The organism is Leisingera coralii (assembly GCF_049056525.1).
Taxonomy (GTDB): Bacteria; Pseudomonadota; Alphaproteobacteria; order Rhodobacterales; family Rhodobacteraceae; genus Leisingera; species Leisingera coralii.
Genome location: NZ_JBHUPT010000044.1, coordinates 1 through 21,170 on the forward strand (window position 1 = coordinate 1; position 21,170 = coordinate 21,170).

23 protein-coding genes are annotated in these 21,170 nt (G+C 65.5%); 12 read left to right on the forward strand and 11 right to left on the reverse strand.

What is annotated here, in order from left to right; genetic code table 11:
• Positions 1-187 precede the first annotated feature (187 nt).
• The 6 genes from ACFMBG_RS15015 (at position 188) to ACFMBG_RS15040 (ending at position 3,726) form a co-directional block, all read left to right on the forward strand.
• The gene (locus ACFMBG_RS15015) at positions 188-886 is read left to right on the forward strand and encodes a DUF484 family protein (RefSeq protein ID WP_421055507.1); all 699 of its coding nucleotides are present in this window, start codon (positions 188-190) and stop codon (positions 884-886) included.
• Positions 883-1,803, forward strand: coding sequence for a tyrosine recombinase XerC (locus ACFMBG_RS15020; RefSeq protein WP_421055508.1), 921 nt, complete (start codon positions 883-885; stop codon positions 1,801-1,803). Before ACFMBG_RS15015 ends, ACFMBG_RS15020 begins: the two co-directional genes overlap by 4 nt.
• A gap of 50 nt (positions 1,804-1,853) precedes the next feature.
• On the forward strand, positions 1,854-2,081 hold the full coding sequence (locus tag ACFMBG_RS15025; RefSeq protein ID WP_421055509.1) for a GDCCVxC domain-containing (seleno)protein: 228 nt from the start codon (positions 1,854-1,856) through the stop codon (positions 2,079-2,081).
• A gap of 129 nt (positions 2,082-2,210) precedes the next feature.
• Positions 2,211-2,423, forward strand: a complete 213-nt coding sequence (locus ACFMBG_RS15030; protein ID WP_421055510.1) for a hypothetical protein — start codon at positions 2,211-2,213, stop codon at positions 2,421-2,423.
• 39 nt (positions 2,424-2,462) lie between these two features.
• Positions 2,463-3,173: a CDP-alcohol phosphatidyltransferase family protein gene (locus ACFMBG_RS15035; RefSeq protein WP_421055511.1), complete on the forward strand. Its 711-nt coding sequence runs from the start codon at positions 2,463-2,465 to the stop codon at positions 3,171-3,173.
• 253 nt (positions 3,174-3,426) lie between these two features.
• The gene (locus ACFMBG_RS15040; RefSeq protein ID WP_421055512.1) at positions 3,427-3,726 is read left to right on the forward strand and encodes a hypothetical protein; all 300 of its coding nucleotides are present in this window, start codon (positions 3,427-3,429) and stop codon (positions 3,724-3,726) included.
• A 133-nt stretch (positions 3,727-3,859) separates the two neighbouring features.
• Here the strand turns inward: ACFMBG_RS15040 and ACFMBG_RS15045 are convergent, their stop codons facing one another.
• On the reverse strand, positions 3,860-4,312 hold the full coding sequence (locus ACFMBG_RS15045) for a methylated-DNA--[protein]-cysteine S-methyltransferase (protein WP_421055513.1): 453 nt from the start codon (positions 4,310-4,312) through the stop codon (positions 3,860-3,862).
• A 182-nt stretch (positions 4,313-4,494) separates the two neighbouring features.
• Between ACFMBG_RS15045 and ACFMBG_RS15050 the strand changes: the two genes are divergently transcribed.
• Both ACFMBG_RS15050 and ACFMBG_RS15055 read left to right on the forward strand, forming a co-directional pair.
• A complete protein-coding gene (locus ACFMBG_RS15050; RefSeq protein ID WP_421055514.1) occupies positions 4,495-4,881 on the forward strand; it encodes a hypothetical protein in 387 nt (128 codons plus the stop codon).
• Positions 4,882-5,018: 137 nt separating this feature from the next.
• Complete coding sequence (locus tag ACFMBG_RS15055; RefSeq protein ID WP_421055515.1) at positions 5,019-5,375, forward strand: hypothetical protein; 357 nt, start codon at positions 5,019-5,021, stop codon at positions 5,373-5,375.
• An 11-nt stretch (positions 5,376-5,386) separates the two neighbouring features.
• Here the strand turns inward: ACFMBG_RS15055 and ACFMBG_RS15060 are convergent, their stop codons facing one another.
• From ACFMBG_RS15060 to ACFMBG_RS15085, 6 genes are all read right to left on the reverse strand, one after another.
• Positions 5,387-6,409, reverse strand: coding sequence for an ABC transporter substrate-binding protein (locus ACFMBG_RS15060; RefSeq protein ID WP_421055516.1), 1,023 nt, complete (start codon positions 6,407-6,409; stop codon positions 5,387-5,389).
• Positions 6,410-6,422: 13 nt separating this feature from the next.
• Positions 6,423-7,502, reverse strand: a complete 1,080-nt coding sequence (locus ACFMBG_RS15065; protein WP_421055517.1) for a peptidoglycan-binding protein LysM — start codon at positions 7,500-7,502, stop codon at positions 6,423-6,425.
• Between the two features lie 150 nt (positions 7,503-7,652).
• Positions 7,653-8,453, reverse strand: coding sequence for a hypothetical protein (locus ACFMBG_RS15070; RefSeq protein ID WP_421055518.1), 801 nt, complete (start codon positions 8,451-8,453; stop codon positions 7,653-7,655).
• 233 nt (positions 8,454-8,686) lie between these two features.
• Positions 8,687-11,689: an isoleucine--tRNA ligase gene (gene ileS, locus ACFMBG_RS15075; protein ID WP_421055519.1), complete on the reverse strand. Its 3,003-nt coding sequence runs from the start codon at positions 11,687-11,689 to the stop codon at positions 8,687-8,689.
• 291 nt (positions 11,690-11,980) lie between these two features.
• Positions 11,981-12,469, reverse strand: a complete 489-nt coding sequence (locus tag ACFMBG_RS15080) for a DUF2269 family protein (protein ID WP_421055520.1) — start codon at positions 12,467-12,469, stop codon at positions 11,981-11,983.
• Position 12,470: 1 nt separating this feature from the next.
• A complete protein-coding gene (locus ACFMBG_RS15085; RefSeq protein ID WP_421055521.1) occupies positions 12,471-13,778 on the reverse strand; it encodes an SDR family oxidoreductase in 1,308 nt (435 codons plus the stop codon).
• 155 nt (positions 13,779-13,933) lie between these two features.
• Here ACFMBG_RS15085 and ACFMBG_RS15090 point away from each other — a divergent pair, with 155 nt between their 5' ends.
• Positions 13,934-14,356, forward strand: coding sequence for a group III truncated hemoglobin (locus ACFMBG_RS15090; RefSeq protein ID WP_421055522.1), 423 nt, complete (start codon positions 13,934-13,936; stop codon positions 14,354-14,356).
• Positions 14,357-14,464: 108 nt separating this feature from the next.
• Here ACFMBG_RS15090 and ACFMBG_RS15095 read toward each other — a convergent pair whose 3' ends face one another.
• The 3 genes from ACFMBG_RS15095 to ACFMBG_RS15105 are packed head-to-tail and all read right to left on the reverse strand — an operon-like array spanning position 14,465 to position 17,321.
• Complete coding sequence (locus ACFMBG_RS15095; protein WP_421055523.1) at positions 14,465-15,457, reverse strand: YcjF family protein; 993 nt, start codon at positions 15,455-15,457, stop codon at positions 14,465-14,467.
• Positions 15,454-15,909 carry a GNAT family N-acetyltransferase gene (locus tag ACFMBG_RS15100; protein ID WP_421055524.1) on the reverse strand — a complete coding sequence of 152 codons (456 nt, stop codon included), beginning with the start codon at positions 15,907-15,909 and terminating at the stop codon, positions 15,454-15,456. The genes ACFMBG_RS15095 and ACFMBG_RS15100 overlap by 4 nt, the downstream gene beginning before the upstream one ends.
• Positions 15,906-17,321 (reverse strand): YcjX family GTP-binding protein, encoded by a 1,416-nt coding sequence (locus ACFMBG_RS15105; protein ID WP_421055525.1) that lies wholly within the window; start codon positions 17,319-17,321, stop codon positions 15,906-15,908. The genes ACFMBG_RS15100 and ACFMBG_RS15105 overlap by 4 nt, the downstream gene beginning before the upstream one ends.
• Before the next feature lie 112 nt (positions 17,322-17,433).
• Here ACFMBG_RS15105 and truA point away from each other — a divergent pair, with 112 nt between their 5' ends.
• The 3 genes from truA (at position 17,434) to ACFMBG_RS15120 (ending at position 20,197) form a co-directional block, all read left to right on the forward strand.
• Positions 17,434-18,201, forward strand: a complete 768-nt coding sequence (truA, locus tag ACFMBG_RS15110; protein ID WP_421055526.1) for a tRNA pseudouridine(38-40) synthase TruA — start codon at positions 17,434-17,436, stop codon at positions 18,199-18,201.
• Between the two features lie 218 nt (positions 18,202-18,419).
• Complete coding sequence (locus tag ACFMBG_RS15115) at positions 18,420-19,157, forward strand: NYN domain-containing protein (RefSeq protein WP_421055527.1); 738 nt, start codon at positions 18,420-18,422, stop codon at positions 19,155-19,157.
• Between the two features lie 104 nt (positions 19,158-19,261).
• Positions 19,262-20,197, forward strand: coding sequence for a 2-hydroxyacid dehydrogenase (locus ACFMBG_RS15120; RefSeq protein WP_421055528.1), 936 nt, complete (start codon positions 19,262-19,264; stop codon positions 20,195-20,197).
• A gap of 147 nt (positions 20,198-20,344) precedes the next feature.
• On the opposite strand, the gene ACFMBG_RS15125 is transcribed toward ACFMBG_RS15120, so the two are convergent.
• A complete protein-coding gene (locus ACFMBG_RS15125) occupies positions 20,345-21,133 on the reverse strand; it encodes a hypothetical protein (protein ID WP_421055529.1) in 789 nt (262 codons plus the stop codon).
• Positions 21,134-21,170 lie beyond the last annotated feature (37 nt).

Here is a 21,170-nt window from a genome sequence, read left to right on the forward strand (position 1 = left end):
CGGCGCCGGGCATGCGCCCGGCGCCTGGCCCAACGGGAGCGGGGCATTTCACTGCACCGCGACGGGCGGGAGCCTCCCCCGCGCTGCAATTTCCGCAACGCCCGCATTTTTCCGCAGCATTGCGCAATTCCCGTGTTATACACGGGACCAAACCCGCCAGAGGTCCGGAGCCGCAAGAGTTTCACGCATGAGCAGTTCAGCCAATTTGGAAGACCAGCTGCGCGAGGCGATCCTCGCCAAACCCGACGCCGTGCTGGAGGACCAGCACCTGATGAACGCCCTGGTTGCCGCCAATGAGCGCGCGATGGGCTCCAATGTCGTCGACCTGCGCGGCATCGCGATGGAGCGGATGGCGGCCCGGCTTGACCGGCTGGAGGACACCCACCGCTCGGTGATCGCCGCCGCCTATGACAATCTGGCCGGCACCAATCTGATCCACCGCGCTGTGCTGCGGCTGCTGGAGCCGCAGGACTTCACCGCCTTCCTCGCCTGCCTGGAACAGGACATGCCGGAGATCCTGCGCGTCGATGCCCTGGCGCTGGTGCTGGAAACCGCGCAGCCCGGCGGCGCCGCGGTGGAGCGCAAATCCGGCGCCCTGAAGCTGGCAGGCCCCGGCTTCACCGAAAGCTATGCCGGCCAGCCCGGCAGCCAGCGCACCGTGACCCTGCGCCAGACACAAAGCGGCAGCCCGAGGGTCTATGGGCAGAAGGCCGAATGGATCCGCTCCGAGGCCTGCCTGATGCTGGACCTGGGCGACGGCCGCCTGCCGGGGATGCTGGTGATGGGGTCCGAAGACCCGCATCAGTTCTCGCCGATGCAAGGCACTGACCTGCTGGCCTTTTTCGGCGGCGTGTTCGAGCGCGCGATGCGCAGCTGGCTGTCATGACGATAATTTCCCCGGCCTGCCGTGATGCGCTGCAGCTCTGGCTGGAGCGGCTGGGCGGGCTGGAGGACGCCTCTGCCAACACGCTGACCGCCTACCGCGGCGATGTCACCGCCTTCCTGGCCTTCATGACCGAACATTCCGGCGGCCCGCAGGGGCTGGGCGCGCTGGCGCGGATCACCACCGCCGACATGCGCGCCTGGATGGCGTCGGAGCGCAACTCCGGCACTGGCGCCCGTTCGCTGGCGCGCAAGCTGTCGGCGGTCAAGACCTTCTACCGCTGGCTGGCACAGCGCGAAGGGTTCGAGCCGGCCGCGGTGCTCTCGGCCCGCGCCCCGAAATTCCAGAAGAAACTGCCGCGCCCGCTGGCACCGGAGGCCGCCAAGGCAGTGCTTGAGACGGTGGAGCTGCAATCGGACACGGACTGGGTGGCAGCCCGCGATGTGGCGGTGGTCACGCTGCTCTACGGCTGCGGCCTGCGGATATCCGAGGCGCTGGGGCTGAAAGGCGCCGACGCGCCGCTGCCGCCGGTGCTGCGCATCCTCGGCAAAGGCAAGAAAGAACGCGTGGTGCCGGTGCTGCCCGCTGCCCGCGATGCCGTGAACCGCTATCTGGAACTGTGCCCGCATCCGCAGGAGGCCGAGGCGCCGCTGTTCCGCGGTGTGCGCGGCGGCGCGCTGAACCCGCGCCAGATCCAGGGGGTGATGGCGAAAACCCGTGCCCAGCTTGGGCTGCCCGCCACTGCCACCCCTCATGCGCTGCGCCACAGTTTTGCCACCCACCTGCTGGAGGCAGGCGGCGATCTTCGCGCCATTCAGGAGCTTCTGGGCCATGCGTCGCTGTCGACCACCCAGGCCTACACGGCGGTGGACACCACCCATCTGATGGATGTCTACATGCGGGCCCACCCCAAGGCATGACTTGACCCGTCGCGGATTCCGGCCTCTGCTGAAGTCAGGGAGGCCCGCCAATGTCCGTTTCGAACCCGGAAAAACCCGTCTTGACCAGCACTCTCACCTGCCCCGCCTGCGGGCATCAGACCACGGAGGCGATGCCGCAGGATGCCTGCCAATGGTTCCACGAATGCCCGGGCTGCCGCACCCTGCTGCGGCCCAAGCCCGGAGACTGCTGCGTGTTCTGCTCCTACGGCACTGTCCCCTGCCCGCCGGTGCAAATGGGAAGTAGCTGCTGCGGCTGATCCCGCTTGCGCGGCCCGGGCCAGCTGGCGTGGTTCGTTAAAATGCGCGCTATTTTCCTGGGCCGCAGCAAGCCCGTGTTAAGGCTGCTCCGGCTTGATGGCAGAAACCGATCCAGAAAGGATTCTGCTATGACCAATCCCGGTTCTGCCGCCCTGTATGCCGATGGTGCCCCTGCTGCCCCTGCCCCGCCGCCCGGCGGCCAGCCGTGGGAGCGGATGGGCGATCTGCCATCCAGGGCGCCGTTCTCCTCCCCCGGCATCACCGTCCCCGCCCCCTTCGGCCACCGCATGGCGCGCATTCAGTTTACCGCGGGCACGGAATTCCGCTCAAAGCTGCATTGAACGCTTGCGGCCTGTGGGCAAATTCGCCATCAGGGACGGATGACACCTCAACTGCGCGCCCTGTCCGTTCACCTGCTCACCGCAACCGGCGCCGTGTTCGCCATGCTGGCGATGCTGGCGGCGGCGGACGGCAAGTGGAGCCTGATGTTCGTCTGGCTGGTGGTGGCCTTTGCCGTGGACGGCATCGACGGCCCGCTGGCCCGGCACTACCACGTCAAACGCTATTCGCCTGAATTCGACGGGGTGCTGCTGGACCTGATCATCGACTACCTGACCTATGTGTTCATCCCGGCCTTTGCCCTGTTCCAATCGGGGCTGATGGCCGGCTGGACCGGCTGGTTCGCGATCATCGTGATCACCTTTGGCAGCGCGATGTATTACGCCGACACCAGGATGAAGACCAAGGACAATTCCTTTTCCGGCTATCCCGGCGTGTGGAACATGCCGGTGCTGGTGATCTTTGCGCTGGAGCCCAGCCATTGGACCATTCTGGTGCTGGTGACGCTGTTGTCCATTGCCATGTTCCTGCCGCTGAAATTCATTCATCCGGTGCGCACGGCCCGCTGGCGCAAGGTCTCGCTGCCGGTGGCGCTGGCCTGGACCTTCTTCGCCGGCTGGGCCGCCTGGGTCGACTTCCACCCGGCCAGCTGGGCTCATTGGGGGCTGGTGGTCACCTCGGTCTACCTGCTGTTCGTCGGCATTGCCCAGCAGATCATTCCCGAACGCCGCCGCGCACCTTCGCACCCCTGAGGCAGCTGAAACCAGCAAGCGCTGCCCTGCTCCGGCAGCGCTCTTGCATTTTGCCATGGCGCATTCGCAAGTCTCCGAAAGTTTGAATGGAGTTTGCATTAGAACGCGGGCCCACCGGTAAGCCGGATTTAACAGGACAATGCGGAAACTGCTCCGGAACTTGCCCTTGCGGCAGCAATTGCAGGAGACAGCCATGCATTCCGTATCCGCCCCCGGACTCCCCCCAAGCGGGCTTGCCAACGCTTTGAACGCAGTGACCGGCAACAAGCAGCCCGGTCCGCCCGACCACGCCAAGGCCTGGGGCTGGCGCGCCCAGCAGGCCGAGGCTGCAGAGGCCGCCCAGTCTCCGGCAGGAGGCACATCCGGCACGGCAGAGACCGGTGAGGCAGCCCCTGCGGAAGGCGCTGAAGAAACCGCCGCCGCACCAGCACAGGAGCCACCGTCCGAAGCCGATATGGAATCGGTCATTCTGGCGCTGATAAGCGATTTCCCGGAAACCTCCGGCGCGGATACCGCACCGCTCTATGAACAGGTGAAAGCCCTGTTTGCCTGATCCCTTCCGTGCCGCCCCGCGGCGCGGACTGTTACCTGTGGGGCGACGCCCCCGCTGCTCACCAGGGCGCATTGACCCGGGGAGCCTTCAACCAGAAAGAAGCAAATGCGGATACCGGTGCCGGCCTGCAGGATCAGATCAGCAGGCTGGCGGCGCCTTCATGTTTCAAAAGCGCGACCTTGGTTTCCACCCCGCCCTGGCCGGAGAAGCCTCCCAGCCCCGTGGCGCTCAGCACCCGGTGGCAGGGAATGATCACCGGGATCGGATTGCCGCCGCAGGCATTGCCTACCGGCTGCGGAGGGGCACCCAGGTCCCTGGCAATATCGCCATAGGTGCGGGTTTCACCGAAGGGGATCGCTAGCATCGCCGCGCAGACTGCCTGCTGGAAATCAGAGCCGTCCACCTGCAGCGGCAGATCGAATTCCGTCAGCTCACCGGCGAAATAGGCGCGCAGCTGATCCAGCGCCCGGTCCAGCAATTCTGACTTCCCAGCCGCCTCTGCAGACCAGGCCAGCCGCACGATAGCGCCGTCCCGCTCCGTCACGCTGAGCGCGCCGACAGGTGTTTCAAGGCTGGCTGCAATCATCACGTTTCCCCGGCTTGGCCATCCGCCGCATCATCCTCAGGAAAGGCGCCGTCGGCAAGGCTGACCGCGCTCCGGTATCGCGCGCAGCGTTAACACCCCGTTAACCAGCCCTAAGGATTCCTCACCGAATTAGGTCAAATTATCATAAAGTGAGTCTCAAGAACGAAGTGAAGGGTAATCAAATGCTGCCTGCAGTTTCCAGCACCGCCAGCCTCTATAACGGTATCAAGCAGATGCAGGCCGCGTACCGCAAGCAGCCCGCAATCGCGGAAGCAGGCGGCCAGCCGGTGGATGCACCGTTGACCAACGGCACCACACAGGGCATGGACCGCAGCCTGCAGCGGGAACAGGCGCTGAGCGGCGCGCGCCCCGATGCCCTGACCCCGCAATATGTCGGCCCGGCCCGTGCCGCAGCCCGCACTGAATCGCTGAACCTGCAGCAGGTGCATGGCGTTGACATGGCCGCGTTCTATCAGGACCTGATGAATGGGTGCCAGGCGGGCCCCAAACCGGTCAGCGCCCTTCAAGCGGAAGCCAACTACGCCAAGGCCCGGCTCATCACTGGCTGACCGGGCCTATGCCGGCGCTGCCAGCCGGCCCCAGCCCCCTGCCATCACTTCCGCCGAAGCGCATTAACCGGCTGTTAAGTGCATTATGTTAACCTTCGCTTAAGCCTGGTTCAAAGCCACCGCGAAGGACCCGCTCTATGTTTTTGCCAGTTTCAGGAAGGGTAGATCCTGTCAAACCGAACCGCGGTCATCTGACCGCCCGTCCGGTTGTCCGTTCGGATGATCCGGACCGCAGCGAATCCGCAAACACCAGCCCGCGGGAGCAGGAGCCGGACGGCCATCCGCAGAACCCGGCCTATCCGAATGACCGCCGCAAGCACGCGGCCGGCGCCGGCCGGGAAAACACCGAAGACGCCACCGGCCTGCTGCCGGAAAACCCGGTCCTGGCAGAGCACCTGCTGCTGCAGCGCGCGGGCCATCAGGATCCGGACAGCGAGGCGGAATGCGAGGCCGCCTGCCACGGCTATGAAGCGGCCAAGACCCTGTCAGCCTGACACATCTGCCCTTACTGCAGCTGCGCCCAGAACAGCTCCAGGTGGCGCGACATGATCTCCTCGAACCGGCCGCTGCCGCGCAGTTTCTGCAGGCCCGCATTGATCCGGTAGAGATGGGTTGTGCCGCGCCAGTGGCGTTTGGAAATCACCACATGCAGGCCCTCTTCCGACAGCGGCTTCTCCAGCGGCACGACAATGTCGCGCAGGCCTTCCTTGACGATCGTGTTGGCCCCCAGGAACAGGTTGACCGCCACCGCATCCACCTTGCCCTCTGCCACCATGCGGAAGCAATCGGCCGGGGTCTTCGGCTGCACCAGCGTGATCTTGTCTTCGTCCAGCCAGCGGCGCCCGGCGCGGTTCAGGTCATGGGTGAAATAGCCGGCCGGGCGGCACAGGGTCTTGCCCTCGGCGTCCGCGTCCTCGCGGTAGTCAAAGCCGCTGTCCGCACGGGCAAACAGCATGATCGGCATTGTCATCACCGGTTCGGAGAAATGGAAATTGGCGCAGCGCTCATTGTCCGGCTCAGCCTCGCAGTCGGGCTTGAGCCAGGGGAAGCCCATGTCGAACTCCTTCTTGTCCAGCATCGGGAACAAGTGCTTGGACCAGTCGTCTTCCCAGCTGACCGAGTAGCTGACCGGCGCGGGCGCCAGTTCCAGCGCCGCATTAACCAGTTCGGTCACCATGCCCTGCCCCGGCAGGCCGCGGTCGGTGAAGGGACCGTAACCGCTGCCGGTCAGCAGCGTCAGCTCTGCCTTGTCCCGGCGCAACGGAGTGGCATCCGGCGCCGTCGCCCCGGTGACACAGGGAATGAACAGCTTGCGGCCCGGCAGCACGGTCGCGCCCGCCAGCAGTTTCTGGTTGCGGTAATAAACCAGCGTCCAGCGCTCGCGGTCGCCATAGTGGGTCTCGGCGATGGAAAACAGCGTGTCGCCGGGCTGCGCCACATAGTCCACGTCGCAGATCGCCCAGGCCGCGGCGGGTGCAAAGCTGAACACTGCAGCCAGTTGAAGAACGCGGGAGAACAGCCGTTTCATGATGGCACCCTCCTCAGAAACCGGCCCAGATCCGGGCCATGTGGTCCTCGACGATGGCCTGATAGCTGCCGTCCTCCTGGATGCTGCGCAGGCCGGTGTTGATCATCGACAGCATCTCATCCGCGCGCGGGTGGGTCTTGTGAACCACCACATAGATGCCCAGCACCGACAGCGGCTGCGGCAGGATGGTGAACTGATCCTCCAGCCCGTGCTCCTTCATCACGCTGCGGCCGGTGAATTCGTTGATCGCCACCGCATCGGCCTCGCCCGCGGCCACCATGTCAAAGCAATCCTTCACCTTGTGCGGCTGTTTCAGGGTGATCTTCTTGTCCGCAATCCAGCGGCGGCCGCGCTCATCCAGGTCAAAGGTCAGATAGCCGGTGGGGCGGCACAGGGTCTTGCCCTCGATGTCGCTGTCCTGCTCAAAGGCAAAGGGCCGGTCCTTGGCGGCAAACAGCAGCATCAGCGTCTCGAACATCGGTTCCGAGAAGTGGAAGTTCTGGCAGCGGTAGCTGTCCGGCATGGTTTCGCAGTCGGGCTTGTACCAGGGAAACCCGAGGTCCAGCAGCGCATTGGACAGGAGCGGGTCGAAATGCGAGGCCCAGTCGTTCACCCAGTGGATGGCATAGCCCTCGGCAGGCGCGGCCTGGGTCATCGCGGCGTTCACCACCTCGGTGATCAGCCCGCCGTTGTGCGCGGCCTTGGAGGTGAAGGGTGCGTAGTCGTCGCCGGTCAGCAGGTTGATCTTCTTGCGCACCGCGGCGTTGCCCGGCGCCACCTTGACCGGCACCGCCGCGGCGGGAACGGCGGCTGAGATTTCCTTGCCCCCGGGCAGCCCCAGCGGCAGGCCTTCGAGGCAGGCCAGCGACAGTTTCATGCCGACGCGGATGGCATTCGGCTTGGGGCCGATCTGATCGATGTTGCGGTTGTGGATGGCGCTCCATTTGCCGGCGTCCTTGTACAGCTTGTCGGCAATTACCGACAGGCTGTCGCCGGACTGCACGGTGTAAACCCCGCCACAGGTCTCGGCAGCTGCGGAATTGGCAGCAAGGGCAAACAGCCCCATGGCTGCGGCAGCAAATATCTTCTTCATGGTCCCCCCGGAAGTGTTGTGCACCGCGGCCGTTTGCGGCCTGCGGCGCGTGTCGATCTTGTTTTTGTTGTATGAGGCCCCCGGCCCGGCAGCGCTGGCGGCTGTCCGGGCTTTCCGGCGACAGCTCCGGCGCAGCCGCCGGAGCGGAGATCAGTTGCCGACGAACAATGCCAGCAGCGTGGCCGTATCGACCCGCCCGTCGGCGCGGATCAGGCTGGCGGGCACGGTGATCTCCTGGCGCTCATAGGCACCGTTCACCATCTGGTCGATATAGGCCTCGGACTGGCCCTGGGCCGCGGCTGTCATCACCATCTTGAACAGCGCAGTGCTTTCAGCCGGCTCTGCGGCGGCGGCGGCCGGAGCGGCGGTGCCGGGCTCCGCCTGCTTGCTGCGCAGCGCGGCCAGCGTGCCTGCGGTGATGCGGGCGACCAAGGCGCCTTCGCCACTGCCCGCGCCATCAGCCAGATCCGCAGCCGCAGCCGCCCCGGCAGGCAGAACGGTGCCAGCTTGCAGGCTGGCCTGCTCTTCGGCCACCGGCGCGGTCCCGCCGCTGAACTGGAAATAGAGCAGCATGGCGGAGGCCACCGCCAGCCCGGCCGCGGCCAGGCCAAGTTTCGGCAGAGCGCTGCCGGTCTCCGCCGCCGCACAGGGCTGCTGTGCTGCAAGATTTTCAGCGGAGGGAGCTGCGTTGACCGCTTTCGCCGCCTTGGCAGGCTGGGCCTTCTTGACAGGTGCCTGCTGAGCAGCGCCTGCGGCCGCTTGCGCTGCCCGCTTGGCCGGCGCCGCAGATTTCACGGAAGGCTTCTGCGTCTTAGCCGAGGCCGGAGCACCGCTGGCCACCAGCCCGATCTTCATGTTTTTCGGCGCAGAAACCCCATCAATCCGGACCGCCGTGCTACTCGGCTTGCCAAGCCCGTCCGCCCGTTGCGCGTCCGCTTTCAGCTTCAGCATTAAAAATGCCCCCTGCCCTATGCCATGTTTTGAAATTACGGCTGAAAATCTTCGTAGAATTAACGAATTCTTAACCAGTTGTGGAAAACCGGTCAACATCTAGAGGAATCCAAAATGCCGGGACACAAGGCGGCACACGGAAAAAGTGCGAAAATACCGCAACAATAGCGCAAAAATGACAACGCCCGGCCATCAGGCCGGGCGCTGCATGCAATTCAAGGATGAGGAGCGGATCAGCCCAGCGCGCTGTCGCAGCGGCCGCAGACACCCTCATGGCTGTGGCTGCCCACATCCGGCAGGATCTTCCAGCAGCGCTGGCACTTGCCGCCATCGGCCTTTTCGAACACCACCGAAACACCATCGACTTCGGGCATCCGGAAGGCCTCGGCAGGCGCCGGGTCGTTGGTCAGCAGGATGTCCGAGGTGATGCAGATATCGGCGAAGTTCACCGACTTCAGCGCCGCCAGCGCGTCGCCGTCGCGCACATGCACCACCGGGGCGGCCTCCAGCGAGGCGCCGATCACCTTGTCGGTGCGCTGCACCTCCAGCGCCGCGGTCACCACCCGGCGGGCCTGGCGGATCTTGGACCATTTGGCGGCCAGACCGGGGTTCAGCCACTCGGCGGGTGTCTCCGGGATATCCTGCAGATGCACCGAGCTGCCTTCGCCCGGGTATTTCTCCAGCCAGACCTCTTCCATGGTGAACACCAGGATCGGCGCCAGCCAGGTGGTCAGGCGGTGGAACAGGATGTCCAGCACGGTGCGCGCGGCACGGGCGTTCAGGGTGTCGCCGTCGCAGTACAGCGCGTCCTTGCGGATGTCGAAGTAGAAGGCCGACAGATCCACGGTGGCAAAGTTGAACACCGCCGAGAACACGCCCTGGAAGTCGAACTCGCGGTAGCCTTTGCGCACCTTCTGATCGAGGTCCGCCAGACGGTGCAGCACCCAACGCTCCAGCTCCGGCATGTCCGCGGGCTCTACGCGCTGCTCTTCTTTGAAGTCGCCCAGCGACCCCAGCAGGAAGCGCATGGTGTTGCGCAGGCGGCGGTAGCTGTCGGCAGTGCCCTTCAGGATCTCCGGCCCGATCCGCTGGTCGGCGGTGTAATCGGTCTGCGCCACCCACAGGCGCAGGATGTCGGCGCCGTACTGCTTGACGACTTCCTCCGGCACGATGGTGTTGCCGAGCGACTTGGACATTTTCATGCCCTTCTCGTCCAGCGTGAAGCCGTGGGTCACCACATTGCGGTAAGGCGCGCGGCCCTTGGTGCCGCAGGCCTGCAGCAGCGAGGAATGGAACCAGCCGCGGTGCTGGTCGGTGCCTTCCATGTAGACGTCGGCGATGCCGTCCTCGGTGCCGTCCTCACGGTCGCGCAGCACGAAGGCATGGGTCGAGCCGGAGTCAAACCACACGTCCAGCACGTCGAACACCTGGTCATAGGCATCCGCATCGACGATGCCGTCCAGCACGCGGGCCTTGAAGCCATCCTCGTACCAGACGTCGGCACCGTGCTCCTCGAACTCGGCCACGATGCGCTTGTTCACGTCCTCGTTGCGCAGCAGGAAGTCCGCATCCGTCGGCAGCGCGCCCTTCTTGGTGAAGCAGGTCAGCGGCACACCCCAGGCGCGCTGGCGGCTCAGCACCCAGTCGGGGCGGCTTTCGATCATCGAGAACAGGCGGTTGCGGCCGGTCTGCGGCCACCATTTCACCAGCTCGTCGATGGAGCGCAGCGCACGCTCGCGGATGCTGTCGCCCATCTCGCCCATGCCGTCGTCCAGCTTGCGGTCGACGGAGGCAAACCACTGCGGCGTGTTGCGGTAGATGATCGGCGCCTTGGAGCGCCAGGAATGCGGGTAGCTGTGCTTGATCTTGCCACGCGCCAGCAGGCCGCCGACCTCAACCAGTTTGTCGATGATGGTCTTGTTGGCGTCACCCTCGCCGCCCTTGCGGTTGAGGATGTAGGTGCCGCCAAAGAACGGCAGATCCGCGCGGAAGGAGCCGTCGTCCATCACGTTGTAGGTGATGACCTGCTCCAGCATCCCCAGATCACGGTAAAGTTCGAATTCCTCCATCCCGTGGCTGGGCGCACAGTGGACAAAGCCGGTGCCTTCGGTGTCTGTCACAAAGTCGGCTGCTCGGAAGTCGCGGATCGCGTCCCACTCGCCGTTCGAGCCTTCGGCACCCGCGAGCGGATGCTTCAGCGACAGGCTCGACAGCTCCTCAGCCGAGACCCCGCGCAGACGGGTGTACTGGTCCTCGCCCAGGCGGGCGCGCTTGAACACATCGGCGGCCAGGTTGTCGGCCAGCAGGAAGCGGTCGCCGGTATTGGCCCAGCATTCGTCCGGGGTGCCGGTCACCTCATAAAGGCCATAGGCAATGTCCGCTCCGTAAACCACCGCCTTGTTCGACGGGATGGTCCAGGGCGTGGTGGTCCAGATCACCACATGGGCGCCTTCCAGATCCTGCGCCACGATCGCCGAGTCGGCACCGGCGAAATCAGCATCCTCGCCGTCGGCGGCCACAAAACCGCCCGCCTCGGCCACCTTGAACTTCACCCAGATGGTGAAGCTTTCCTTGTCGTGATACTCGACCTCGGCCTCGGCCAGCGCGGTCTTCTCGACCGGCGACCACATCACCGGCTTGGAGCCCTGATACAGCGTGCCGTTCATCAGGAAGGTCATGAACTCATCCGCGATCACCGCTTCGGCGTGGTAGTTCATGGTCAGATACGGATCATCCCAGTTGCCGGTGATGCCCAGGCGCTTGAACTCCTCGCGCTGGATATCGACCCAGCTGTCGGCAAAGGCGCGGCATTCCTGGCGGAATTCGACCACCGGGACGGCATCCTTGTTCTTGCCCTTCTTGCGGTACTGCTCCTCGATCTTCCATTCGATCGGCAGGCCGTGGCAGTCCCAGCCCGGCACATAGCGTGCGTCAAAACCCATCATCTGGTGGGATCGGACGATCATGTCCTTGATGGTCTTGTTCAGCGCGTGGCCGATGTGCAGGTGGCCGTTGGCGTAGGGAGGGCCGTCGTGCAGGGTGAAGGGTTTGCGCTCCGCGTCCGTGCCTTTGGCCGCGGCAGCCTTCTCGCGGAGTTTGTCATAGACACCGATCTGGGCCCAGCGCTCCAGCCAGCCGGGCTCGCGCTTGGGCAGGCCCGCGCGCATCGGGAAATCGGTTTTCGGCAGATTGAGAGTGTCTTTATAGTCAGGCGTCTGAGGCGTGTCGGCGCACATCGGGGGCGTCCTTTGGATGATCAAGGTCGGATTGTGGGATATTCGGTTCGGCGCGATGGCTCAAGCGCCTTTGCCCGGCGGCTCAAGAGTTCAGAGCGCCGGGGATATAATTCGAATAATGATGGCCGCGAATAGGGACATGAAAGGCCTTATAGGCCGGTGCGGCAGGAGGGTAAAGCGGCAGATGCGCCGCACATTGATGAGGGCTGCGCCTGCCTGGGCTGGCGCGAATGCGCCTGCCGGGGGGCAGGCAGGCGCAGCCCGGCGGTGCCGCCGGGCGAAAGCTCCGTTTTAGCGCATCAGCCACACCCCAAGATCAGGCCGCACCAGCATCAGCCAGAGGATCATCAGCACCGCGGCGAAGGCTGGAAAGCCGCAGGCAAACCAGATCGCAAACAGACGGTGATAGCGCGCGGGCAGCGCCTGCCCTGCCTCTGCTGCTGCCCGCGCCAAGTCGCGCAGCAGCAGCTGGATCCAGACAACCGGCAGCCAGAACGCCCCGGTCAGCACGTAAAGAAGCAGCGACAGCGCCAGCCAGCCTTCGCTGAACGGCCAGCCCAGCCGCCAGGCCAGCAGGCCGCCGGTGATCGGCTGCACGATCACCGCAGTGGCTGTGAACAAAAGATCTGCCAGCACCACCACGCCCGCGGTATGGGCGATCAGACGCGCGTCCCGCGTGCGGTGCGCCATCAGCATGAAGAAGGCGATGCCTGCCCCGGTGCCCAGCAGAACGCAGGCGCCGATCAGATGCAGCCAGCGCAGGATCAGGTCCAGATCCATCTCAGCGCTCCTGCAGCAGTTGATGGGTGATCAGCGCCAGCAGCAGGCCAGGCAGCACCTTGACAAGCGGCCCCAGCGGGTCCGCCCACATCTCCGGCGTGACCGCAGTGGCCGCGGCCAGGTAGATCAGCGAGACCGCCGCCATCCCCAGGCAAGCGCGCGCCGCCCAGGGCCGCCACAGGATTGCCAGCCCCAGGGCGATGTCGGCAAATGACCAGAACCCGACACTGGCTTTTGCAAGCAGGCCGCTCCAGCCCTCATCCGTCAGCACCTTCGCCGCAGTATCCAGCTGCCACAGGCCAATCAGGCCGGAGGCCAGCCAGAACAGGCTTAGCACCGCAACCGCGACGGGCATCAGCAGCGCCATCCGCGCATCCAGCCGCTGCGCGCGGCCTGCAGGCAGCGATTGATAGATGGCTTTCAGCGGCGCAATGCCCTGCCCCCGTACCGCGCGATATGGTTCCGGATCCCCGCGCACGCCGCTGCGGATTTCAGCAATCGCCGTGCTGCGCAAGGGCGAGCGCCAGCCCAGCCGCCCCAGCGCATCGGCACAGGCCGCCACCGGCGGCAGCAGCCAGTCCGGGAACCGCAGAACCAGCCGGGCCGGGGCAAACCCCAGCCAGGAGCGGGTCTCTGCCAGCACCGCCTCCAGCGTGTGCGGCTGGTCCTCGACCAGATCATAGGTGCCGGGCGGCAGCTCTCCCGTCAGCGCGGCTGCGACTGCCGCTGCCAGATCCGCCGTTCCGATGCACTGCACCGGCGCATCTGCCAGCGCCACGGGTTGCACCAGCGGCACCGCCGCCAGCATCCGCAACAGCCTTGTGCCGCCATAGGCGCCCTGCCCGATCACCAGTCCTGGCTTCAGGATCCAGGCCGCAGCTCCGGAGGAACGCAAGGCTGCATCGCCCCGTCCCTTGCTCCGCATGAACTCCGTTCCAGCCTCAGGCCCCGCGCCCGCAGCCGACACCTGCACCAGCTTGATGCCCCGCTCCGCACAGGCCGCCGCCAAGGCTGCAATGGCTGTGTGATGCACGGCCTCCAGCTCACCCGGCGCCATATCCTGCAGCACGCCTGCGCAGTTCACGACCGCATCTACATCCTGCAGCAGCGGCGCCCAGTCTTCGGGCTGCAACAGCTGAAGCAGATCTGCCTCAGCAAAAGGCACCCCCGGCAGCACCCGCGCCGCCTGCTCAGCGCTGCGGCCGAAGCCCGTCATAGCGAAACCCTCGGCCCGTAAGGCCCGGACAACCTCAGCGCCGATAAACCCGTAGGCGCCCAGAACCAGAACCCGCTTGGTGTTCTCCGCCATAAATCAATACCTTTGGCAAATTCCCGGCCCACCATAGCCTCAGGGACGCCGGGCGCCAGTGGGGCCGCGCCGCCGCGCTGCGGCAGATGCGCCTGCCCCCTTCCGCTGGCCTTGGCTTCAACTTATCTAGCGGCGAAAGCAGGCCGGAGCAGATTATGATTGAGACCGAAACGCAGAACCCGCTGGCGCGGTTCGAGATCAGTGCAGAGGAGATCACCCGCGTGGTTGCCGTGTTCTACGCCCGCGTGCGCGCGCACGGCGTGCTGGGGCCGGTTTTTGCCGCCCATGTCTCCGACTGGCCGGAGCATGAGGAGAAAATCGCAAACTTCTGGCGCAATGCGATCCTGCGGGAGCGCAGCTACAGCGGCAATCCGATGCGGGTGCACGTCTCGCGCCCCGATGTGAAGGCAGAGCATTTCCCGCTGTGGCTCGGCCTGTTCCACGAGGTGCTGCGGGCAGAGCTGCCGGAGCGCACCGCGCTGCAATGGGGCGCGCTGGCGGACCGGATCGGCGAAGGCTTCCGCACCGGCGTCGTGGCGATGCGCCAGCCCAAGGATCAGCCGCCGAAACTGTTCTGAACTTCGTCCGCCGGGGTGCTCCCGCGCCTGCCGGCGGTCTGGCTGCGCCAGAACCCCTCCTCAGCCTTGGGCGCGGCTCATGCTGCGCATGAGCCTGGGGCGCGCGACCTATTTCTCCTTGGAAAACAGGCCCGTCAGCGCCCGCTGCACCACTTTCCGGGTGCTGGGCTTGCACCCTTCTGAGAACGGCATCGGGCGGCAGACCTCCATGGCCGCGATGCCGACGCGCGCCGACAGCGCACCGTTAACCAGGCCTTCGCCGAACCGGCGGGAGAGCTTCGACAGGACCGAGCCGCCCAGCACCGGCTCCAGCAGGTCGTCGCCCGCCGCCACAGCACCGGTGGCGGCCAGATGCGCCAGCACCGCGCGGGTCAGCCGCCAGGAGCTGAAGAAACCGGGGCGGCCGCCATAGATCCCCGCCACCCGGCGGATCATGCGCAGCGAGGAGACCAGCGCCGTCAGGATATCGGCCAGCGCCATCGGCACCAGCGCTGTCACCGTGGCCACCTGCCGCGCGGCGGCCTCGACCTCCCGCAGGGCCAAGGCATCGAGCGGCACCAGCAATTCCCCCTCCGCCAGCATCAAGAGGGCGTCGGCATCCATAATGTCCGCCTGGCGCTCCGCCAGCCGGGCCTGGTGCCAGGTGAGATCCTCGCGCCCCTTGTAGAAGCCCTCCAGCCGGTTGGTGAAGGCGCGGGCTGCGGCCAGGTCTGCTGCCTCAGCCGCCTGATGCCGCAAAACATCGACGCGCCGCAGCCGCGACAGCGCCGCCAGCTCGCGCAAGCCCATCGCCAGCGCCAGCAGCACCAGCACCGCCAGCCCGGCGCTGACGGCCCAGCCCAGCACCGGCACCCGGGCGATCAGACCTGTGGCGAAATCCCAGGCCGCGACCGAGGCCATGGCCCCAACGACCGCAACCAGCAGCGCCCAGAACCAGCGCGCCAGGCGCGACGGCCTGCGGGCGGCAATCCGGGCCGCCTGCTCCATCGCCGACGGCGGCAAGGCCTCCGGCACCGCAGGCTCAGGGACCGGCGGGGCCTCCGCGACCGGGGGCGCTTCGGCCTCTTCCTCGAGGTCGAACAGGACGGGCTTCTTGCTCATGCCGCCGCCTCCCGCTTGGCGCGCCATTCATAGGCGATGTCGGGCAAACCTTCCTCATTACCCGACCCATCACCGCGGCCGGTCTCGGCAAAACCCTCGCGCCGGTAGAACTTCTGCGCCCGGGTGTTAGCGGCGAAGGTGCGCAAGGTCAGCCGCGGCGCGGCAGATTTGGCAGCGTCCAGCAGCGCCTTGCCAGCCCCCTGCCCGCAGGCGCCGGGGGCAAGGTAGAGCGAGCAGACCTCCTGGCCATCCTGGGCCAGGAACCCCACGACGCAGCCCTCCCGCTCTGCCACGGTGACCCAGCCGCGGTCGATCATCATGCCGCAAAAGGAGATCACCTCCGCCCAAGTGTAGAGCTTGGGCATCCACTCGGTGTCCTGCTGAAAGCGGTAGAGGATATCCCCCACGGCACCGGCATCCAGGGGGGCGGCGGGGCGCAAGGCGACGGTCACAAGGCATCTCCGATCAGGAATTCGGCGGCGCGGTCGAGACGGATATGCGGCGGGCCGCTGCCGTGTTTCAGGGTCAGCGGCGCCGGCGCAAAGGCCATCGCCTGATAGTCGCCCTCCAGCCAGCGCGCGGCGCCCTGGCGGGCAGGGGTGAGCAGCTGGGAAGGATCTTCGGGCAGCGCGCCGGGGTAAAAGGCCGCCTGCTTACCGGTCTGCAGCAGGGTGCCGCGCACGCAGGGCAGTTCGGTGCCGTTGTGCGGGCGCATCTCCTCGGTGGTGGTGCGCAGGGAGGCCATGGCCAGCGCCGCGGTTTCAGCCCCGGCGAAGCGGGCGCGGTCCTGCGCCTCGCGGGTCAGCGCCTCGATGATGGCAGTCATCCGGCCGTGCTGGGCGTGGTGCAGATGATCGGCCTTGGTGGCGGCGAACAGGATCTTCTCCACCCGCTTGCCGCCCAAAAGCCGGGTCAGGAAGCGGTTACGGCCCGGTTTGAAGGCGCTGAGGATATCGGCCATGGCATGGCGCAAGTCCTCCACCGCCTGCGGGCCGGAGTGGATCGCCGACAGCGCATCCACCAGCACCACCTGCCGGTCGATGCGGGCGAAGTGATCGCGGAAGAAGGGTTTGACGACTTTGGACTTGTAGGCCTCGTAGCGGCGGTCCATCTCGCGCCAGAGGCTGCCGCGCGGAGCGCTGGCCTCGGACGGCAGCGGGGCGAAGGTGAGCACCGGCGAGCCTTCCAGATCGCCGGGCAGCAGGAAGCGGCCCGGGGTGCAATCATAGAAACCGGCAGCACGGGCGGCCCTGAGGTAGCCTGTGAAGGCGGCGGCGAGCGCCTGCGCCTGCGGTTCGTCATGTGTCCCCGCGGGGACAGCCTTGGATTTCTCCGCCAGGAACCCCTGCGCCAGCGGTCGGCTGGCGATGCGGGAGAGCACGTCTCCGGACCATTCGGCATAGCTCTTGTCCAGCAGTGCCAGGTCCAGCAGCCACTCGCCCGGATAGTCGACGATGTCCAGATGCAGCGTGCGCAGGCCCTGCAGCCCGGACAGGAGGCCGGCGGGCCGCACCTTCAGGCTGAGACGCAGCTCGGAGACCGCCCTTGTGCTGTCCGGCCAATGGGGTGACGGCCCGGTCAGCGCCGCGAGGTGGCTCTCATAGTCGAAGCGCGGCACGGTGTCGTCGGGCTGGGGCTGCAGGAAGGCGGCCTCGATCCGTCCCTCGCGCGCGGCGTTCAGCTGCAGCATCCGGCCCCGGTCCATCAGGTTGGCGACAAGCGAGGTGATGAACACCGTCTTGCCGGAGCGTGCGAGCCCGGTGACGCCCAGCCGCAAGGGCCGGTCGAACAGTGCCGAGGAGAGGCCGCTGGTGACGCTTTCCACCCCGCTCATTACCCCGTCTGCAAGGGACGTTATCACCAAGGCCCTGATCCTGCTCTGTTCTTGCCCGCACAAAGATAGGCAGCCGGCCGGCGGCTTACCAGAGTGCAGACGGGACTTGCCCCGGCCCTGTTGCATTGCTACTTGCCCGGCCATGCCGCGTTTTGCTTTGAAAATCGAATACCACGGGAAGCCATTTGCCGGCTGGCAAAGGCAGAAGGAATTGCCCTCGGTGCAGGGGGCGATCGAGGCTGCGCTGGCGCGGCTGGAGCCGGGGGAGCATACCATCGCCGCCGCCGGGCGGACCGACACCGGGGTGCATGCGCTGGGACAGGTGGCGCATTGCGATCTGGTCAAGGAATGGGATCCGTTCCGCCTGTCGGAGGCGCTGAATTACCACCTGAAGCCCGATCCGGTCGCGATTGTCGATTGCGCGCGGGTGGCGGAGGACTGGCACGCGCGGTTCTCGGCCGTGGAGCGGCAGTATCTGTTCCGCATCCTGATCCGCCGCGCGCCTGCCACCCACGACGCGGGCCAGGTCTGGCAGCTGAGCCATGAGCTGGACGCCGACGCCATGCAGGAAGGCGCCAACTATCTGATCGGAAACCACGATTTCACCACCTTCCGCTCCTCGATCTGCCAGGCGGCAAGCCCGGTCAAGACACTGGATGAGCTGACGGTGGAGCGGGTGCAGGGCTTTTCCGGGCCGGAGATCCACTTCCACGTGCGCGCCCGCAGCTTCCTGCACAACCAGGTCCGCAGCTTTGTCGGCACCCTGGAGCGGGTCGGCGCGGGCGCCTGGGATCCGGCGGATGTGAAGGCCGCGCTGGAGGCCCGCGACCGGGCTGCCTGCGGTCCGGTCTGCCCCGGCCACGGGCTCTATCTGGCGCGGGTGGGCTATCCGGAGGATCCCTTCGCCTGAGGCGCTGCCGGGGCGGAAAACCGGTGGCACCCCCTGTACACCTGCCGTACACCCCCTGTGCACCCCCCGGCAGCCGCTGCGGGTATCCGGCGGCCCGCCCCCCTCTTGCATCCTGGCCGCCGCAGCCCATACTCAGTCCGGATATTCCGGCAGCAGCCAGCCGCAGCCATTCGCGCTGCGGCCCGGCCCGAACCCATTTACATGAGGCATAATCCGCAATGGCAGACACCACCAAACCGCCGCTCCTGGCCGTCCTGATCGACGCCGACAACATCTCCGCCAAATTCGCCGAAGCGATGTTCGAGGAGATCGCCTCCTTCGGCGAGGCCAGCATCCGGCGCATCTATGGCGACTTCGCGGGCGGCGGGCCGCAGGGCTGGAACAAGGACAAGCTGGCCTCGCTCGCCATCGTGCCGCACCAGCAGTTTGCCCACACCACCGGCAAGAACGCCTCTGACATCGCGCTGGTAATCGATGCGATGGATATCCTGCATTCGGGCCGGTTCGACGGCTTTGTGCTGATTTCCTCCGACAGCGATTTCACCCGGCTGGCCAGCCGCATCCGCGAACAGGGGCTGGACGTCTATGGCATGGGGATGCGCAAGACGCCTGCCGCCTTTGTCAAAGCCTGCAAGCGGTTCATCTATGTCGAGAACCTGCTGGAAGAACCGGGCAAGGCCAAGCCCAAACCCAAGAAACCGGAGGAGGGCAACGGCAACGCGCCGGCGGAGCTTGTGGACCCGACCAAGCTGGTGATCCGGGCGATGGATGCGATCGATCAGGACGACGAGTGGTTCACGCTGGGCCAGATCGGCCAGTACATCACCGCCGCCTCGCCGGATTTTGACACCCGCAGCTATGGCAAGCGCAAGCTGAGCGACCTGATTGCCTCGCTCAAGCTGTTCGAGACCAAGCGCGGCGAGGGCAACCAGATCCTGGTGCGGCGGCTGGACTGACGCGCCAAGCGGTTGCGCCGCCGTATCAAAAAGCGGCTTTCGCTTTGCCCCGAACCGTGGCTTAGTCCGGCACGAGGACACAAGCAGCGGGGAGGAGGGCACCCATGGCAGTGCTGATCAGCATCGGCCACGACGGCTGGTACACGGAGGAACAGCTGGCACAAGAACTGCGGGCGGCAGACCCCGGCGCGGATATCCGCCCCATCTCGGCCCCCGGCAATCTGGAGGAGATCACGGTGCTGGCGGTCTCGGCGCTGAAGGGCGACCTGCCGGAGCGGCTGCCGAACCTGCAGCTGGTGCAGAAGCTGGGCGCAGGCGTGGATACCATCGTGGCGCATCCCAGCCTGGCGCCGCATGTGCGGGTCACCCGGCTGAAGCCGCAGGAGCCCGCGCATGAGATTGCCGAATACTGCCTGGCCTACGTGCTGCGCGGCCAGCGCAACATGGCGGCCCATGCGGCCTCGCAATCCCGCAGCGCCTGGGAGCCGCTGGCGCCGGGACGTCCGCAGGAAACCACCGTGGGTGTTCTGGGCCTGGGCCATATCGGCGGCATGACGGCGAGGCTGATGCGGGACATGCGGTTCCGGGTGCTGGGCTGGAGCCGCTCGCCCAAGGAGATCGAAGGCGTGGACTGCCGCCACGGCGACGCCGCGCTGCAGCAGATGCTAAGCGAATGCGATTACGTCTGTTCGATCCTGCCCTCCACTCCCGCCACCCGCGGGCTGATGAATGCAGACACACTGGCGGCGATGAAGCCCGGCGCGACGCTGATCAATGCGGGCCGCGGCGATCTGGTGGATGAGCCCGCGCTGCTGGCGGCGCTGGACACGGGCACGCCCGGCCATGCGGTGCTGGATGTGGTCAGCCGCGAGCCGCTGCCCGCGGACAGCCCGCTGTGGGCCCACCCGCAGGTGACCATCACCCCGCATGTGTCGGGCTGGCACCTGGGCGATGCGCTCAAGGACGTGGTGGAGAATTACCGCCGGCTGGAGGCCGGGGAAGACCTGCTGCACGAGGTGGACCGGCAGCGCGGGTACTGAGCAGACGAAAGACCTTCCCTCCTCCCGAAAAATTTACCACCGGAGGCCTTCAAAAATACCGTAAGGAAATGAGTGCATCGTTCGAGGCCAGATATGCGGAAATATCCTACCGTTACTTGCGCTTAAGTGGACATCTTCACATTCGTTCTATCGACCGATTTGCGGCCCTCGCACAGGGAAGTGCATTTTTTGGACCTTTGCACTACGGCTGCGCCGCTGAGCGAACGAAAAATCCGAGATATTTCGACGCAGTTTAATATTGTTGTTTTCTACTTCATGTTGCTCCATCAGCGCGAATGGATCATCCGCACGATGTGTACCAAAGCGGTAATAATCTGCAAAATCCTCAAGATCAGTAACATTCCATTGGAATCCAGTACCACAGAAAACAAGGATCCCTGGCCCTTCCCTGATACTTTGGGCTTCTTCCAGCCGTTCTTCAAAAGCTAAGGAATAGAGAAGGAACTTTGATCGCGAGGCAAAGGTATTTGCGTAAATCATCCCGCCCATCCAGTCCTCTCTGACGATGAAGTTTACGTTCTGCGGATGAAACTGTCTCAACTCCTGATACTTTCCCCAAGTATCATCGCTGTCTGCGGCTTCAGGCTTCACGGTTTTCACCTCAACGTACAAGTTGTCGGCTTCCCTTTCTGCGACGAAGTCAATTTTCTTTCCACTTGGAAGAAAATCGGGTTCGTAAGTCGCACCTCCTGGAAGATTGGGATCTTCAGAAAGAAACTTTGCAGTTGCCAGTTCGTTTATTTTCTCTTGAAGCTGCCGCTCGGCGCCAGTAGTGCCCTGCTCACACGCTTCGATTGCGTTTTGAAATTGTCGCCAAAGTTGGCATCCGTTTTTTATTCGGCCGCTCTCCCCTGCCACAATAGGCTCATAGAGGTTTACGGATTCCGTGATCAACAGTTGTGTTTCTTGGTCCATATAGCATCAATAACCTTTCTCGTGATTGAGCAGTAAA

Excerpts from the sequence above, each read along its gene's own strand:
- ACFMBG_RS15015 (WP_421055507.1), top strand. The coding sequence starts at position 188 with ATGAGCAGTTCAGCCAATTTGGAAGACCAGCTGCGCGAGGCGATCCTC.
- ACFMBG_RS15020 (WP_421055508.1), top strand. The coding sequence starts at position 883 with ATGACGATAATTTCCCCGGCCTGCCGTGATGCGCTGCAGCTCTGGCTG.
- ACFMBG_RS15025 (WP_421055509.1), top strand. The coding sequence starts at position 1,854 with ATGTCCGTTTCGAACCCGGAAAAACCCGTCTTGACCAGCACTCTCACC.
- ACFMBG_RS15030 (WP_421055510.1), top strand. The coding sequence starts at position 2,211 with ATGACCAATCCCGGTTCTGCCGCCCTGTATGCCGATGGTGCCCCTGCT.
- ACFMBG_RS15035 (WP_421055511.1), top strand. The coding sequence starts at position 2,463 with ATGACACCTCAACTGCGCGCCCTGTCCGTTCACCTGCTCACCGCAACC.
- ACFMBG_RS15045 (WP_421055513.1), bottom strand. The coding sequence starts at position 4,312 with ATGATTGCAGCCAGCCTTGAAACACCTGTCGGCGCGCTCAGCGTGACG.
- ACFMBG_RS15050 (WP_421055514.1), top strand. The coding sequence starts at position 4,495 with ATGCTGCCTGCAGTTTCCAGCACCGCCAGCCTCTATAACGGTATCAAG.
- ACFMBG_RS15055 (WP_421055515.1), top strand. The coding sequence starts at position 5,019 with ATGTTTTTGCCAGTTTCAGGAAGGGTAGATCCTGTCAAACCGAACCGC.
- ACFMBG_RS15060 (WP_421055516.1), bottom strand. The coding sequence starts at position 6,409 with ATGAAACGGCTGTTCTCCCGCGTTCTTCAACTGGCTGCAGTGTTCAGC.
- ACFMBG_RS15065 (WP_421055517.1), bottom strand. The coding sequence starts at position 7,502 with ATGAAGAAGATATTTGCTGCCGCAGCCATGGGGCTGTTTGCCCTTGCT.
- ACFMBG_RS15070 (WP_421055518.1), bottom strand. The coding sequence starts at position 8,453 with ATGCTGAAGCTGAAAGCGGACGCGCAACGGGCGGACGGGCTTGGCAAG.
- ileS (WP_421055519.1), bottom strand. The coding sequence starts at position 11,689 with ATGTGCGCCGACACGCCTCAGACGCCTGACTATAAAGACACTCTCAAT.
- ACFMBG_RS15080 (WP_421055520.1), bottom strand. The coding sequence starts at position 12,469 with ATGGATCTGGACCTGATCCTGCGCTGGCTGCATCTGATCGGCGCCTGC.
- ACFMBG_RS15085 (WP_421055521.1), bottom strand. The coding sequence starts at position 13,778 with ATGGCGGAGAACACCAAGCGGGTTCTGGTTCTGGGCGCCTACGGGTTT.
- ACFMBG_RS15090 (WP_421055522.1), top strand. The coding sequence starts at position 13,934 with ATGATTGAGACCGAAACGCAGAACCCGCTGGCGCGGTTCGAGATCAGT.
- ACFMBG_RS15095 (WP_421055523.1), bottom strand. The coding sequence starts at position 15,457 with ATGAGCAAGAAGCCCGTCCTGTTCGACCTCGAGGAAGAGGCCGAAGCG.
- truA (WP_421055526.1), top strand. The coding sequence starts at position 17,434 with ATGCCGCGTTTTGCTTTGAAAATCGAATACCACGGGAAGCCATTTGCC.
- ACFMBG_RS15115 (WP_421055527.1), top strand. The coding sequence starts at position 18,420 with ATGGCAGACACCACCAAACCGCCGCTCCTGGCCGTCCTGATCGACGCC.
- ACFMBG_RS15120 (WP_421055528.1), top strand. The coding sequence starts at position 19,262 with ATGGCAGTGCTGATCAGCATCGGCCACGACGGCTGGTACACGGAGGAA.
- ACFMBG_RS15125 (WP_421055529.1), bottom strand. The coding sequence starts at position 21,133 with ATGGACCAAGAAACACAACTGTTGATCACGGAATCCGTAAACCTCTAT.